General features: G+C 72.1%; 12 protein-coding genes and 1 tRNA gene. 6 read left to right on the forward strand and 7 right to left on the reverse strand.

The genetic code is table 11. The features are described from left to right. Window positions 1-37 precede the first annotated feature (37 nt). Genes ACYVP9_RS11610 through ACYVP9_RS11630 form a run of 5 tightly spaced genes read right to left on the reverse strand, consistent with a single transcriptional unit; the run spans window position 38 to window position 6,182 of the window. Entirely contained in the window at window positions 38-1,630 is a 1,593-nt protein-coding gene (locus ACYVP9_RS11610) for a peptidoglycan D,D-transpeptidase FtsI family protein (protein WP_460604962.1), read from the reverse strand. Window positions 1,631-1,685: 55 nt separating this feature from the next. Continuing rightward, window positions 1,686-3,113, reverse strand: coding sequence for an FtsW/RodA/SpoVE family cell cycle protein (locus ACYVP9_RS11615; protein WP_460604963.1), 1,428 nt, complete (start codon window positions 3,111-3,113; stop codon window positions 1,686-1,688). After that, window positions 3,110-4,678, reverse strand: coding sequence for a PP2C family protein-serine/threonine phosphatase (locus ACYVP9_RS11620; protein ID WP_460604964.1), 1,569 nt, complete (start codon window positions 4,676-4,678; stop codon window positions 3,110-3,112). Before ACYVP9_RS11620 ends, ACYVP9_RS11615 begins: the two co-directional genes overlap by 4 nt. Window positions 4,679-4,681: 3 nt before the next feature. After that, window positions 4,682-5,155: an FHA domain-containing protein gene (locus ACYVP9_RS11625; RefSeq protein WP_460604965.1), complete on the reverse strand. Its 474-nt coding sequence runs from the start codon at window positions 5,153-5,155 to the stop codon at window positions 4,682-4,684. 7 nt (window positions 5,156-5,162) lie between these two features. After that, window positions 5,163-6,182, reverse strand: coding sequence for an FhaA domain-containing protein (locus ACYVP9_RS11630; RefSeq protein ID WP_460604967.1), 1,020 nt, complete (start codon window positions 6,180-6,182; stop codon window positions 5,163-5,165). Window positions 6,183-6,382: 200 nt separating this feature from the next. On the opposite strand from ACYVP9_RS11630, the gene ACYVP9_RS11635 reads away from it, so the two are divergent. Then, window positions 6,383-6,465: transfer RNA gene (locus ACYVP9_RS11635), tRNA-Leu, on the forward strand. A gap of 71 nt (window positions 6,466-6,536) precedes the next feature. Here the strand turns inward: ACYVP9_RS11635 and ACYVP9_RS11640 are convergent. Then, window positions 6,537-6,917 (reverse strand): hypothetical protein, encoded by a 381-nt coding sequence (locus tag ACYVP9_RS11640; protein WP_460604969.1) that lies wholly within the window; start codon window positions 6,915-6,917, stop codon window positions 6,537-6,539. A 142-nt stretch (window positions 6,918-7,059) separates the two neighbouring features. Between ACYVP9_RS11640 and ACYVP9_RS11645 the strand changes: the two genes are divergently transcribed. From ACYVP9_RS11645 to ACYVP9_RS11665, 5 genes are all read left to right on the forward strand, one after another. Then, on the forward strand, window positions 7,060-8,223 hold the full coding sequence (locus ACYVP9_RS11645) for a glycosyltransferase family protein (protein ID WP_460604970.1): 1,164 nt from the start codon (window positions 7,060-7,062) through the stop codon (window positions 8,221-8,223). Window positions 8,224-8,296: 73 nt separating this feature from the next. After that, window positions 8,297-9,031: a phosphocholine cytidylyltransferase family protein gene (locus ACYVP9_RS11650; RefSeq protein WP_460604973.1), complete on the forward strand. Its 735-nt coding sequence runs from the start codon at window positions 8,297-8,299 to the stop codon at window positions 9,029-9,031. Beyond that, window positions 9,028-9,888 carry an ABC transporter permease gene (locus ACYVP9_RS11655; protein ID WP_460604974.1) on the forward strand — a complete coding sequence of 287 codons (861 nt, stop codon included), beginning with the start codon at window positions 9,028-9,030 and terminating at the stop codon, window positions 9,886-9,888. The genes ACYVP9_RS11650 and ACYVP9_RS11655 overlap by 4 nt, the downstream gene beginning before the upstream one ends. Window positions 9,889-9,891: 3 nt before the next feature. Then, complete coding sequence (locus ACYVP9_RS11660; RefSeq protein WP_460604977.1) at window positions 9,892-10,842, forward strand: ABC transporter ATP-binding protein; 951 nt, start codon at window positions 9,892-9,894, stop codon at window positions 10,840-10,842. 95 nt (window positions 10,843-10,937) lie between these two features. Then, window positions 10,938-11,966 (forward strand): glycosyltransferase family protein, encoded by a 1,029-nt coding sequence (locus ACYVP9_RS11665; protein WP_460604978.1) that lies wholly within the window; start codon window positions 10,938-10,940, stop codon window positions 11,964-11,966. Here the strand turns inward: ACYVP9_RS11665 and ACYVP9_RS11670 are convergent. Next, window positions 11,939-14,833, reverse strand: coding sequence for a CDP-glycerol glycerophosphotransferase family protein (locus ACYVP9_RS11670; RefSeq protein WP_460604981.1), 2,895 nt, complete (start codon window positions 14,831-14,833; stop codon window positions 11,939-11,941). The two genes, ACYVP9_RS11665 and ACYVP9_RS11670, sit on opposite strands and share 28 nt — an antisense overlap. Window positions 14,834-14,922: the final 89 nt, after the last annotated feature.

Raw genomic sequence — 14,922 nt, forward strand, 5'->3', positions numbered from 1 at the left:
ATGGTGCTGGTGGTGGTCGTCGCCGTCGTCGGCACGATCAGTTCACCCCGATCGAGCGCAGGTAGGCCTCCATGACCCGCTTCGCCACGGGCGCGGCGGCCAGGCCACCGGTGGTCTCGTTGCCGCTCACGCCGCCGTCCTCGATGATGACGGCCACCGCGATCTTGGGGTCGCCGTTCGCCAGCGCGAACCCGGTGAACCACGCGTGCGGTGGCGGGAACTTGCCGGTCTGCGGGTCACGGGACCCGTGGTCGGCGGTACCGGTCTTGCCGCCCACCTTCACCCCCTGCAGGTCGGTGATGGCCGCAGGTCCGCCGGTCCCCTTCGGGTTGTCGACGACGCCGATCATCATCTGCTGCAGGTAGGCGTTCTTGTCGCTGTCGAGCAGCTGGCTCTCCTGCTGCGACGACGTCGTGCTCAGCACCGACAGGTCGGGACGCAGCTCGCGCTTCACCAGGTACGGCTTCATCATCGTGCCGTTGTTGGCCACGCCCGCCGACCACATCGCCGCCTGCAGCGGCGTGACGGACACGTCGCGCTGGCCGATGGCCGTCTGCGACAGGGCGGCCGGGTCGCGCAGGTCGGTCTCGCTGCCCGGTGTCGAATGGCACACCGGCAGCGGGATCTGGTACTTGCTGGGCGTGCAGAGGTCTCCCGGCTCGTCGCCGGAGTAGGGCGCGTCGAGGCCGAACTTCTGCGCCTGGTCGGCCAGCTTGCGTCCGCCGAGATCCTCGGACACGAGCTTGGCGAACGTGGTGTTGCACGACTTCGCCAGTGCCAGCGCCAGCGTGGCGGTCGTCCCGTTGTCGCACGTCTCGCCCTCGAAGTTCTCGACGCACGCCCCCTCGCCGTTCGCGGGACACGCGCTCTTGCGGGTCTTGTCGAGCGGCCAGTACGAGTTCGGCGACGACAGGCGCGTCTCGGGCGTCAGCTTGTCGTCGTCGGTGAGCGCGGCCGCGACGTCGATGATCTTGAACATCGAACCGGCCGGATAGACCTGCTTGATCGTGCGGTTGATGAACGCGGGCACGGAACCCTTGTTGTACTGGGCATACGCGTCCGTCTGGGTCTTCGCGGTGTGGCTCGCCAGCTTGTTCGGGTCCCACGACGGCGTCGAGACCATCGCGAGGATCGCGCCGGTCTTCGGGTCGAGCGCGACGACGGCGCCGCGCCGGTTGCCCATGGCCCGGTAGGCCGCCTGCTGCGCCGGGCCGTTGAGCGTGAGCTCGATGGTGCCGCCCTTGGGGTCGCGGCCGGTCAGCAGGTCGGCGAGGTTCGAGCCGAACAGCGACGGATCGTCGCCGGTCAGGATGCTGTTCTCGTAGTTCTCGATGCCGGTCTTGCCGTAGATGTAGGAGTAGAAGCCCGTCACCGGCGCGTAGACCGGGCCCTGCGGGTAACGGCGCAGGTACTTCAGCTCGTCCTTCGTCTTGACCGATGTCGCGACGGCGTTGCCGCCGACGACGATCTGACCGCGCGGGTTGGAGTACTCGTTGAGCAGCACCCGGCGGTTGTCGGGGTCGTCGCGGTAGCGGTCGCCCTGGAAGACCTGCACCACGTTGAGGTTCACGAACAGGGCGAGGAACAGCACCCCGAACGCGATCGCGACCTTGCGCATGGGCTTGTTCATCGTGGGATCCCCGCTCGGTCGTGAAGTGTCGGCGCGGCGATGCGGACGGACGGGGTCACGCTCGCACCGCCTCCTGCCCGGCCGTGTGGCCCTCGGGCGGCGATGCGCTGGGTGGGGTCGTCAACGGGCGCCGGGCCGCGTCGGACACCCTCACCAGCAACGCGAGGATCGCCCAGCTGCCGAGCATCGACGACCCGCCGTAGGACAGGAACGGCGTGGTGAGGCCCGTCGCCGGGAGCAGGCGCGTGACACCCGCGACTACGACGAAGATCTGGAACGCGAACAGCCAGGACAGGCCACAGGCGAGGAGCTTCCCGAACCCGTCCCGCACACCGAGGCCGGCGGCGAAACCGCGGGCGACCAGGACGCCGTACAGCGTCAGGATGGCGCCGAGGCCGAAGATGCCGGTCTCCTCGCCGAACGAGGAGATGATGAAGTCGGTGGCCGGCAGGGGCACGAGTTCCGGGTGCCCGCTGCCCAGGCCCGTGCCGAAGATGCCGCCCGTGCCCAGACCGAACAGCGATTGCCGCAACTGGAAGGTCGGGTCGTACCCGGGCGACACGGTGACGTCGGAGAACGGGTGCAACCAGACGCTGACCCGCTCCTGGACCTTGCTGAAGATCTGGTAGGCGATGTACGCGCCGCCCGCGAACAACACGATGCCGATGATCGCCCAGCTGGCGCGCTCGGTGGCGACGTAGATCAGCACGACGAACAGGCCGAAGAAGAGCAACGACGTGCCGAGGTCGCTTCCGCGCACGAGCACGCCGATGCACAACAGCCATGCGACCAGGAGCGGCCCGAGGTCGCGTGCGCGGGGCAGGGTCAGGCCGAGCACCTTGCGCCCGGCCAGCGCCAGGACGTCGCGTTTCTGCACGAGGTACGAGGCGGCGAAGATCGTCAGCAGGATCTTGGCGAATTCGCCCGGCTGGATCTGGAAGCCCGCCAACCGGATCCAGATGCGCGCGCCGGGAGCCTCGGGGATCTCGCTGAACTTCGCCGGCAGGACGACCGGCAGCATCAGGAAGAACAAGCCGATGAGAGCCAGGGTGTAGGCGTAGCGCTGCAGCACCCGGTGGTCGCGGACCACGAGCAGCACGACGACGAACAGCGCCAGGCCCAGCGCGATCCACACGACCTGCTTGGGTGCCTGGTTCGGGAAGTTCGGGTCCTGCTGCTTCTCGCCCAGGTCCAGGCGATGGATCATCACCAGGCCCAGGCCGTTGAGCAGCACGACGACGGGGAGCATCAGCGGGTCGGCGTACTTCGCGAAGCGGCGGATGAGCAGGTGGGTGATGGCGCCCAGCACCAGCGGCACGGCCGCGTAGGTCGCGAGGCGCGAGGGCTGCAGCTTGCCGTCACGCGCGGCCTCGACCGCCACCTCGGCCATCACGACGATGAGCACCGCGAAGACCAGCATGACGATCTCGACGTTGCGCCGAGTCGGGATGCGCTGCATCGGGTTGAGGCCGGAGGCGGTCATCGGCACGTCTCCCCGCGCTTCGGCGTGGGGACGGCATCGGACGCCGTCGGGCTGCCCGAGGCACCCGGCGACCCGGTGGTCGTGCCGGTGGCGGACGGGATGCCCGCCGACTCCGTCGACGGGGCAGCGGGACGCGACGACGAGCGCCCGGTGCCGGTCGGCGCCGTGGAGGTCGTCGCGGTCCCGGTCGAGCGCTTGGCCGACGGCGCCGCCGACTGCGCCCCGCTGGAGCGGCTCTCCGTCCGCCGCGACGAGGTCGCCCCCGTCGGGGCGGTCCCCGTCGGGGTCGCGCCCGTGGGGGTCGAGCCGGTCGGGTTCGCGCCGGTCGGGCCGGGAGTGCTGCTGGGGCGCTGCGACGAGCACGGCGGCAGCAGGTTGTTCTTCTCGATGTTGTCCGCGATGCGTCGCGCCTCGCCGAGACTGTCGGCGGTGATGCCGCTGAGCACCTGGTCGCGCACGGACGGCACCAGGTCGGTGATCTTGAAACCGGTGTTCTGGTAGACGCTGAAGAACTTCAGCGGCCCGAACTCGGTGTTGACGCCCCGGAAGACGTAGACCTCGCTGTCCTTGCCCTCGGCGCCGACGAAGTACTGCGTCTGCGTCCAGGCGTACGTGCCGGCGAGACCGCCGGCGACGAGCAGGAAGGCGAGCGCGCTGATCAGCAGGCCGCGCCAGCGGATGCGCCGTCGCCGGGGGGTCTCGGCCGGCGGCGGCGGCGCGTTCTCGGCCGCCTTGCTGCGGGTGATCTGCGCGGCCCGCTCGGCGGCGCTGTCGGCCTGGCCGTCGACTGCGCCGGGGTCGACGAAGGCTCCGGAGACGACCGGGACGTCGTCGATGACGTCGCCGAGCCTGGCGTTGATGACGTCGGCGACGATGACCGTGACGTTGTCGGGGCCGCCGCCGCGCAGGGCGAGCTCGACCAGGCGGTCCGCGGCGTCCTGCGGGTCGGGGATGCGCAGCGTGTCGAGGATGGTCTCGGTCGACACGACGTCCGACAGCCCGTCCGAGCAGAGCAGGTAGCGGTCGTTGTGCCGGGCCTCGCGGATGGACACGTCCGGCTCGACGTCGGAACCGAGCAGCGCCTTGAGGATGACCGACTTGCGCGGGTGGTCCTTGGCCTCCTCGGCCGAGATCTTGCCGCTGTCGACCAGGAACTGGACGTACGTGTCGTCGTGGGTGATCTGGGTCAGCGAGTCGTTGCGCAGCAGGTACGCGCGCGAGTCGCCGACGTGCGCCAGCCCGACCTGGTTGCCGACGAAGCGCAGGGCGGTGAGCGTCGTGCCCATGCCCTCGAGCTCGCTCTTCTCCTGCACCGCTTCGGCGATGCCGTGGTTCGCCGCGACGACGGCCTCGCGCAGCATGCCCATGAGGTCGTCGATGCGGCGGTCCTCGTCGAGCGGCTCCATCGTGCCGATGACGATCTTGCTCGCCACCTCGCCCGCGGCGTGCCCACCCATGCCGTCGGCGATCGCGAGCAGGCGCGGGCCGGCGTACACGGAGTCCTCGTTGTTCGTCCTGACGAGCCCGAGGTCCGAGCGCACCGCGTAGCGGAGGTAGAGGGCCATGGACTACCGCAACTCCAGCACCGTCTTGCCGATGCGCAACGGCGTCCCCGGCTCCATCGCCACGGGGCCGTCCAGCTTGCGCTGGCCGAGGTACGTGCCGTTCGTCGAACCGAGGTCCTCGACGACCCACAGCCCGTCCTGCAGGCTGATGCGGGCGTGCCGCGTGCTGGCGTAGTCGTCCTCGAGGACGAGCGTCGAGTCGTTGGCCCGGCCGATGAGGACGGGCGCGCCGGTGAGCCCGATACGGGTGCCCGTTAGGCCGCCCTCGGTGACCAGCAGGTGCGTGGGCTGACCGGGTGCGGTGCGCGGTGCGGACGCGCCCTTGCCGCGGCGGCGGGCCGGCGGCGGTGTCGCGACCCGGGCCTGACCGCTCGAGCGCAGGTCGGAGCGGATGACCCTGATGCACAGGAACACGAACAGCCACAGCAGCACCAGGAAGCCGAAGCGGAACAGCTGCAGCGCGAGAGCCGAGTTCACGGGCGGCTCAGGTCCGTTCCTGGTGGAACACGATGCGCGTGTGCCCCACCCGGATCACGTCGCCGTGCCGCAGCAGCTGGCTGCTGATCTCGTGACCGTTGACGGTGGTGCCGTTCGTCGACCCGAGGTCGTAGGCGGTCGCGAAGTTGCCGTCGTACTGGATGTCGACGTGCCGGCGCGAGATGCCCTGGTCGAGCAGCTGCAGGTCGCTGTCGGTGCCGCGACCGATGACGTTGCTGCCGTTGCGCAGGTCGAAGCGCCGGTTGCTCTGGTCGACGATGAGCATCGCCGCGGCCTGGCGCTGCGGCGGCGGGCCCGGCGGCTGGCCGTACCCGGGCGGGGCGTACGGCTGGCCGTACCCGGGCTGCTGCTGCCCGTAGCCCGGCTGGTCGTAGGGGTTCGGCGGGGCCGGCTCGTACCCGGGCGGCGCGTAGCCGGGACCGGGCGCGTACGGGCCGGCAGCCGGCACGGCGAAGCTGGGCTCGGGAGCGGGGAACGGCGGCGGCGCGTAGGGCGCGCCGCCGTTCGGCGCCGGCGGCGACGACACGGGCGCGGGCTGCTGGGCGTGGCCGGGGTACTCGGGATAGTCGCCGGGGGCGGCGCCGGGCACGATCGGCATCGACAGCGAGTCGTGCGGACGGCGCCGCGGCGGGGCGTCGTTCTCCATCCGCGAGGCGACCCCGAAGACGCCCGTGTGCAACTCGTCGTCGCGGGCCAGATAGACCTCGATGTCGCCGATCGTCTCCCAGCGGTTCTCGTCGAGGTACTCCTGGACGAGCTCGGCCAGCGACGTCGTGAGCTGGTTCTCCCACGGGATCAACCGCTCGTGGTCGGACGGCGAGAGCGTCACCCGGTAGCGGTTGGGCGACAGGACGCGGCCGTTGGGCATCACGTTGCGCTTGTCGCTGGCCTCGCGCTGCAGTGCGGTGCCGATCTCGACCGGCTCGACCTGGCCCTTGAACACCCGGGCGAACGCACCGCCGACGAGTCCTTCGAGGCGGCGTTCGAAACGCTGCGCCAAACTCACGGCGGCTCCCTTCACGGACGTGCGCTGGTCTCGGACGGGCGCTTGCGGGCGCGCGACACTGCACGCCTGGCGACGTGAGCGGGCACGAGTCTATCGGGCACGCCTGAAGCGACCCGGTTTTCGGGCTCGGGACGCGTGCTAACGTGGCGGCTGCCAATCGCGCCACCCGGTCGTGTCCTCACGATCACCGACGCGAGCCCGGGCAAGTGGCGGAATGGCAGACGCGCACGGTTCAGGTCCGTGTGTCCGAAAGGACGTGGGGGTTCAACTCCCCCCTTGCCCACTCACACCACAACGGCCCTGCGGATCCCGCAGGGCCGTCGTCGTCTCCGGGGCACGGTGCACCACTGCGCACTACCGCGGACGCAGCGCCGCGACGAGCCCCTCGACGTCGGTCGGCGTGAGGGTCAGGTTCGGGTGCCTGACCACGCCGAGCGGGTCGATGCCCGTGATCGGCTCGGCGAAGGTGAGCTCGACCCCCGTCCGGTGGTTCGTCGCGAACGTCAGGCCGCGGTCGGTGATGCCGAGCCGGGCCGGGCCGGCCGTCTTCACGAACAGGTACGGACCCGTCACCCGGACGCCGACGACGTTGTCCAGCAGTGTCGTCACGCGCCACGGCCCGAACCTGGCGTCCAGTCGGCCGTGGGCCACCTCGATACCGGCCCGATCCGGCGTCACCCCGAACAGCCGGGCGGCGCGGGCGTAACGGGGCTCGAAGTCGAACGCGAAGTGCACGGCCTGGTCCTACCCCGTCCGCCCGGCGGCCCTGCGTGACGTGATCCCGGCCAGGTCACGGACGGACAACAACTGTGAGCCAGCCGCCTCCGCGGCCCCTTCGACGGCGGGTCGGGGCGGTCCGGACGGCTAGATTCGAGAGATGCCCCTGCCCGACCACGACGACGAGCCGTCCGCGCACGGCGCGCCGCCGCCGGTCGTCACGGTCATCATGACCGCCCTCGAGGAGGAGGAGCACCTCGCCGAGGCGGTCGCCAGCGTCTTCGCGCAGGACTACGCCGGCCCGCTCGACCTCGTGCTCGCCGTGGGCCCGTCGAAGGACGCGACCCGGGCGATCGCCGACCGGCTGGCCGCCGAGCACGCGCCGCGCATGCAGGTCGTCGACAACCCCACCGGCCGCACCCCGGTCGGGCTCAACCTCGCCATCGCCGCCGTCGGTCCCGACACCGAGGTCGTCGTCCGTACCGACGGACACGCGCAGCTGCCGCGCAGCTACGTCCGCATCGCCGTCGAGGTCATGCAACGGACCGGCGCCGCCAACGTCGGCGGCATGATGATCCCCGAGGGGACGACGCCGTTCGAGAGCGCCGTGGCCCGCGCGATGAGCCGCCGCATCGGGTTGGGCTCGGTGCCGTTCCACACCGGCGGCAAGCCGGGGCCGGTCGAGACCGTCTACCTGGGCGTGTTCACCCGGGACGTCCTCGACAAGACCGGCGGTTTCGACGAGAACTTCGCCCGCGCCCAGGACTGGGAGCTCAACCACCGCATCCGCGGCCTGGACCAGACCGTGTGGTTCGACCCGCGACTGAAGGTGCGGTACCGGCCCCGTCCGGACATCCGCCGGCTGGTGCGGCAGTTCCACGGTTCCGGACGCTGGCGCTGGCAGATCATCCACGCCTACCCCGACACCGCGAGCGCGCGCTATCTCGCCGCGCCCGGTGCCACGGCCGCCATCGCGGCGGCCGGCGCCGTGCTCGCCGGCAACACCCGCTGGCCGCGCAGCCGCGCTCTGTCCACCGTCGCGGCCGCCGTGCCCGCCGGGTACGCGGCCGTGGTCCTGGGTGGTGCGATCGCCAGCCGCGAGGGCCTGTCGCCGCGTGCGTCGGCGTGGTTCCCCGTCGTCATCGTCACGATGCACCTGTCCTGGGGCAGCGGGTTCCTGCACGGCGTGCTCGCCGACGCGCTGCTGTCCCTGCGCGCCCGGTTGGGCGGACGTCCGCGCCGCTCGAGCCCGCCGGGTCGCGCAAGCCTCGATACCGCCCCGGGCGGCGGCCACCGCGCCCCCGCGCCGCGCGTCGCGCGGTGACCCGCGCCATCGTCCGTACCGTCGGGGACGTGAGGTCCACCACGCCGCGCCGCCCGGTCGCGGAGGTCGCGCCATGAGGCAGCAGGTGGCGATCCTCGCCGCGGGCCGCGGCACCCGCCTGGGCCGTCCGCACCCGAAACCGCTCACCCCGCTCGCCGACGGCTCCACGATCCTGGGCAACCAACTGCGCCGGATCGCCGACGCCTTCGGCGATCCGCAGGTCTACGTGGTGGTCGGGTTCAAGCTCGAGATGATCCTCGAGGCGCACCCCGATGCCGTGTTCGTCTACAACGAGGCCTACGACGAGACGAACACGTCGCAGAGCCTGCTGCGGGCGCTGCGCGCGACCAACGACGGCGGCGTGCTGTGGATGAACGGAGACGTCGTCTTCGACGGTTCACTGCTGACTCATACGATTTCGGCAATCGGTGAGGGCCAGTCCTTCGTCGCGGTGAACACTGCGAGCGTGGCGGAGGAAGAGGTCAAGTACACCGTCGACGGAGAAGGTTGGATCCGGCAGTTGTCCAAGACGGTGGTCGGTGGTCTCGGTGAGGCGATCGGCGTGAACTACGTGGCCGCGCACGACAAGGCCGCGCTGGTGCGCCGGTTGGGCGAGGTCGACGACCAGGACTACTTCGAGCGGGCCGTCGAGCTGGCCATCGAGCGCGACGGCGTGCGGTTCGCCGCGCTCGACGTGTCCGAGCTCGACGCGGTCGAGATCGACACCGTCGAGGACCTCGAACGGGTCAACCGATCGCTCGGCCGATCACTCGGAGCCGGGCACCTCGAGCAGCGGGGGAACGCGTGACATCCACACCGGTCAAGATCCGCGGGCACGCCGGCGGGGTCATGTCGGCCTCGAGCCGCACGAGCGCGCTCGAACGCACCCGGCGCGTCATCGCGTTCCGGCGCATTCTCGGGCTGCTGGTCCGCCGTGACCTCAAGGTCCGCTACGCGGGCTCGGCGCTCGGTTACCTGTGGACCGTCCTCGAGCCGCTGTTGATGAGCCTCATCTACTACTTCATCGTCGTGCAGATCTTCGGCCGCAAGGCGCCCGGCGAGGACCCGTACATCCTGTTCATCGTCATCGGGCAGCTCACCTGGGGCTGGTTCAACGGCGGCGTGCTGTCCGGCTCGCGCGCCCTGCGCTCCGAGTCGGCAATGGTCCGGTCGACCAACGTGCCCCGCGAGCTGTGGGTCCTGCGCGTCATCGCCTCGAAATTCGTCGAGTTCATCTTCGCGTTCCCGGTGGTGGCGATCTTCGCGCTGGCGTACGGCAAGGCGCCGAACATCAACCTGGCGCTCCTGCCGCTCTCGTTCCTGCTGATGTTCATGCTGCTGACCGGCCTGTGCCTGCTGCTGGCGCCGCTGAACGTGCTGGTCCGCGACAGCGAGCGGCTGGTGCCGATCGTCCTGCGCATCATGTTCTACCTGTCGCCGATCCTGTACGGCATCAACGGCGTCATCAAGAGCCACCCCGAGATCGGTGTCATCTACGGCTTCAACCCGCTGGTGGGTCCGCTGTCGCTCATGCGGGCGGCGTTCTTCCCCGAAGAGTTGAAGTGGGGCTACATCTGGCATTCCATGGTCATCTGCGTGGTTCTCTTCGCCATCGGCATGTACACGTTCCTGCGGCTCGAACGCCCCGTGCTCAAGGAGATCTGAGCGGTGACGGACATCGACTTCACGAAGGGCACCGGCGGCGCCAAGACCGGGCACAGCGCGCCCGACGCCAAGCTGGCCCGGCCCGCGCGCGACGGGGCGGACGCCGAGGCCGAGAAGGCGCCGTTCGTCGACGCCTACGCCGACCAGGGCATCCCCGCCATGGGCGAGAACGTCATCTCGCTGCGCGACGTCGGCATCCAGTTCTCGCGCGGCCGCAAGCGTCACCGCAGCGTCCGCGAGCTGCTCACCCGCGGCCACACCGGCACCCGCAAGGACGAGTTCTGGCCGTTCCGCCACGTCAGCTTCGACATCGCCCGTGGCGAGGCGATCGGCGTCGTCGGCCGCAACGGGCAGGGCAAGTCGACGCTGCTGAGCATGCTCGCGGGCGTCCTGCTGCCCGACGAGGGCACCGTCGAGGTCAAGGCCGGCGTCGCCCCTCTCATCGCCCTCACCGGCGGTTTCGTCGGCGACCTCACCGCGCGCGAGAACATCTCGATGGTCGCCGGCCTGCACGGCATGAGCAGCGAGGAGATCGCCGACAGCTTCGACGAGATGGTCGACTTCGCGGAGGTGCACGACTTCCTCGACACCCCGTTCAAACACTTCTCGTCCGGCATGAAGGTGCGGCTCGGCTTCGCGGTGGTCTCGCGGCTGCGCGAGCCGATCATGCTCGTCGACGAGGTGCTCGCCGTCGGCGACGCCGCGTTCCGCAAGAAGTGCATGAAGCGCATCGAATGGCTGCTCGGCGAGGGCCAGACCCTCTTCCTCGTCTCGCACAGCGCCGGCAACCTCAAGAAGTTCTGCGAGCGCGGCCTGTACCTCGAGGGCGGCGGCCTGAAGGCCGACGGCCCGATCGACGAGGTCATCAAGCAGTTCGAGATCGACATGGGTGTCTACCTCGACCCGGACGACCTGGACGTCGAGGCCGACGACTACGACCCGGCGGGCGACTGATCGGCCCGCCCGAACCAGCCGACCGGCGGGTCGCCGTCTGGCGGTCGACCTGGCTGGCGGGGTCCGAGACGTTCGTCCGCGACCAGGCCGCGGCGATGTCGTCGTGGCAGCCCGTCCGGATCGGCTTGCGCCGCACCGCGCAGCCGCTGGTGCCGGCCGAGCTCACCCTGCTCGGGCCGTCCCGGGCCTCCGAACTGCGCATCGAGGCGCTCGGCTCGCTCGGGTTGCGCCGCCGGCTCGTCGCGTTCCTGCGCTCGCGCGGGGTGAGCGTGCTCCACGCGCACTTCGGTCTCGACGCGATCGCCGCCCGTCCCGTCGCGGCCGCGCTCGGCATCCCGCTCGTGGTCACCTGCCACGGCTACGACGTGACCCTGCTGCCGCGACGTCGGGTCGTCGGACGGGAGTACCGCCGCCGGTTGCGTGCCACCTTCGCCGCGGCGGGAGCGCGCGTGGCGGTATCGCGGTTCGTCGCCGACCGCATGACCGCGCTCGGCGCGACCGACGTCCGCGTGCTGCCGATCGGCATCGACACGTCGCTGACCGCACGGGCGGACGGTCCCCGGCGGGGGGTCGCCTTCGTCGGGCGGCTCGTGCCCAAGAAGGGCGTGCCCGACCTGCTCGAGGCGTGGGCCGGACTGCCCGCCGACCTGCGTGCCGCGCATCCCCTGCGCATCGCCGGGGACGGCCCGTTGCGGGCCGAGCTCACGGCCCGCGCCGCCGCCGTCGACGGTCCGGTCGAGGTGCTCGGCCCGCAGACCTCACGCCAGGTCGCGGAGCTGCTCGCCCGCAGCGCGGCGTACGCGCAGCCGTCCCACACGTCACCCGCGGGTGACGCGGAGGGTTTCGGCATGGTCTTCCTCGAGGCGGCGCGGGCCGGCCTGCCGTCCGTCGCGTACGCCCACGGCGGGGTCGTCGACGCCGTCGTCGACGGCACCACCGGACTGCTCGCGCCCGAGGGGGACCTCGCCGGTCTGCGGCAGCGGCTGCAGCAGGTGCTGACCGACGACGCGCTCGCGTCCCGGCTCGGCGCCGCCGGACGGGAGCGGGTGCTGCGCGAGTTCGACGTCCGCGACTGCACCGCGCGGCTCGAGGCGCTCTACGACGAGGTCAGCGGCAGGTCGTGACCCCGCTCGGCGGCGAACCGCGCGAGGTCGTCGAGCAGGGCGTCCGCGCGCGAGCCGGCCGGGGTCGCGTACTCGATGCGATCGACGCAGTGGGCGCGGGCGTCCGTCCGCCACACCCGTCCGGCGGCGACGTCGGCGAAGAACCCGTCCGCGGTGCCGGCGTCGACGAACAACCCACCGGCGGCGACCTCGAGGTCCGGTCGGTTGAGGCCGCGGGCGGCACGGTAGCTGTCGAGGTCGGGCACGTACAGCGCGACCGACGTCGGACGGTCGAGCACGTCGAGCCAGACGCTCGAGTAGTCCGAGATCAGACCGTCCGCGTGGCCGAGCAGTTCGTACAGGGTCACGCCCATGGCGGCGAGGTCGGCGTCGGTGAGCGTGCGGACGCCGGCGAACGTCTCGCTGTCGAGCCGGTGCGGCTTGGCCACGAGGGTCACGCCGTGACGTTCGGCCGCGGCGGCGAAGGCGGCGACCGCGTCCGGGGCGATCGGCCTGCCCTCGCGCAGTCCCACCAGACCGGCCCGTTCGGACGTGCGGAACGTCGGCAGCCACAGCACGAGCGGACGGCCGCCGAGGTCGGCGGGCAGGGGGCCCGCCGCGGCGACGACGTCCTGGCGCGGATTGCCGGTGACGAGGCGGGTGTCGGGCCCGAGGCTCAGCGCCTCGATCGCCGACAGCCCCCACAGCGGGGACGAGGCGGCGTGGGCCTGCGCGCCGATGCGCTGGGCGAAGTTGGCGTTGGCGTTCCACTTGGGTCCGGTGCCGTGCCACAGGTTCACGTGCAGCCGGCGTCCGGCGGGGCGGGGGGAGTCGTAGAGGCCGTGCGTGTACGCGACGAGCTCTGCGCGGACGAACGTCCGGTAGGCGCCGCGCTTGGCGATCACGCGCACCCGGCCGGCGTCGCGACCGAGCCGGCCGGCCACGTGGTCGAGGGCGGTGCGGGTGGCCGCCGGATCGTTCGCGACCAGCACGACCTCCCCCCGGTAGCGCTCGGCGAGCACCGCCGCAGTGACGAGCGAGTTCTCCTCGGTGTCGGGCAGCCCGGCGACCAGGGCGACGTGCCGCGCCCGGGTCAGGCGCATCAGCAGGCGGGTGACGGGGACGGCGAGCGTCCGCCTGAGCTTCTTGCGCAGGATCGAGAGGTTCCGGGTCGGGGTCGCGGTGCGGGGCAGGCTCTCGGGCACGTACACCAGCGCGAGCCACGCGGCACCGATCCAGAGCACGGGCGCGCTGACGTCGGTGAGGCCGGCCGCCACGACCACGAGCGTGCGGACCGCCCAGCCGCCGCCGAGCCGTTGCACGACGACCGGAACCGGGGGACGTCCGCCGCGCAGTCGGTAGGCGATGTCGTAGCGGTGCCACGCGACCGCGCACGCCCACGCGAACGCCGCCGGCAGCGCGCGACGGTCGGTGGCGACCAGCAGCGCCGCGCCCTCGACCGCGGTCACCAGCGGCGCGAGCAACCAGGCCGCGGCACGCCGGGCGCGACCGCGCGCGAGCGGTCCGTCGTCGCGCAGCGCGGCGACGAGGGCGCCGTCCGCCGGGTCGAGCCGGTCGCGACGCCGTGGGTGCCGCACGGTGCGGACGGTCCAGCCGAGCAGCACCCACGCCAGCCCGAAGCCGACCGTGACGAGGTAGGCGACCACGGGCACGGCGGGGACGGCCGCGAGCGCCCCGACGATCGACCCCAGGCTGAGCACCAGCCACCGCTCGCCGATCTGCATGTGGACGGCCTGCCGGACCCAGTCCTGGGGCGCGGGAGCGGCCGACGTCGCGGTCGACGGCGCGGTGTCGTCGAACGGGCGCCGGTCGGGTTCGGGACGGCGCCACCGCGCGAGCACGGTGTCGGCGAACGCGTAGTCGGCCATGTGCCGCACCAGCTGCACGAGCAGTGCGGTGAGCGCGAGCGGCCACAGGCGCGGGTCGGCGATGCCGATCGCGGCGAGCACGGCCGCTTCCTTGACGCGGTCGGTGACCAGGTCGAGCCAGGCGCCGACGCGGCTGTAGCGACGGGTGGTGCGGGCGATCTCGCCGTCGACGCAGTCGAGCAGCAGCGCCACCTGCAGCACCAGCGCTCCCGCGACGACGGCGGACGGGCTGCCGGTCGCGATCAGCGCCGCGGCGGCGAGCCCGACGAGGAACCCGGTGACGGTCACCTGGTTCGGCGTGCGACCTGTCCGCACCGCCCACCGGGTGACGCGGCGGCTCACCGGCCGCAGCGCGAACGTCGACCAGACCCCGTCGCCCCCGCGCGAGGCCTGGCGCCAGACGAGGTCCGCCTCGTCGACGTCCGCAGCGGCGCGCGGGTCGAGTCCGCGCCCGGCGACGAACGGCCCGGCGGGCACCGCCTGCACGCGTACGCCGGCCCGCACGACGGCCAGCACCGCGGTGGACAGTGGTTCCAGGTCGTCCCAGCCGTGGACGCGCACCTGGCGTGCGGCGGCGTCCCAGGCCACGGCCGCGGCGGCGGCGTCCGACGCGGCGAGCGCGAGCAGCACGCCCGCGTCCGAGGCGGCGGGCAGCGGATGCCGGCACGTGCCGGCGGACGTCACGACCCCGGCGCGGTGCACCACGTCCGACCGTCCGGTGGGCGTGATCAACAGCCGGGTGGCCGGGCGCGGGTCGTCGAGCAGGTCGACGACGCGGCGGTCGGCCACGACGAGATCGTCCGGGACGATCGCGAGGCCTTCGCCGTTCTCGTCCGCGCGGCGGGCCAGCCCCGCGAGAGCGGCGAGCGTGCCGTCCGTCTCGGCGTGAGCGAGGTCGCGTACCCGCCCGCGGGCGCGGTCGGGGAGCGAGGACAGCTGTCGCCGCAACCGCTGCCGGGCCGCGTCCGACCCGCCCGTGCCGAGCAGGACGACGATCATGCGCGCGCGGCGGGGTGGGGCACGCGGTCCGGCACAGCGGCGATGCTGCCACAGGGGCCGGCGACGTCCCGCTGGGCGAGGCCGCCCCC

Source organism: Jatrophihabitans fulvus (assembly GCF_054781375.1).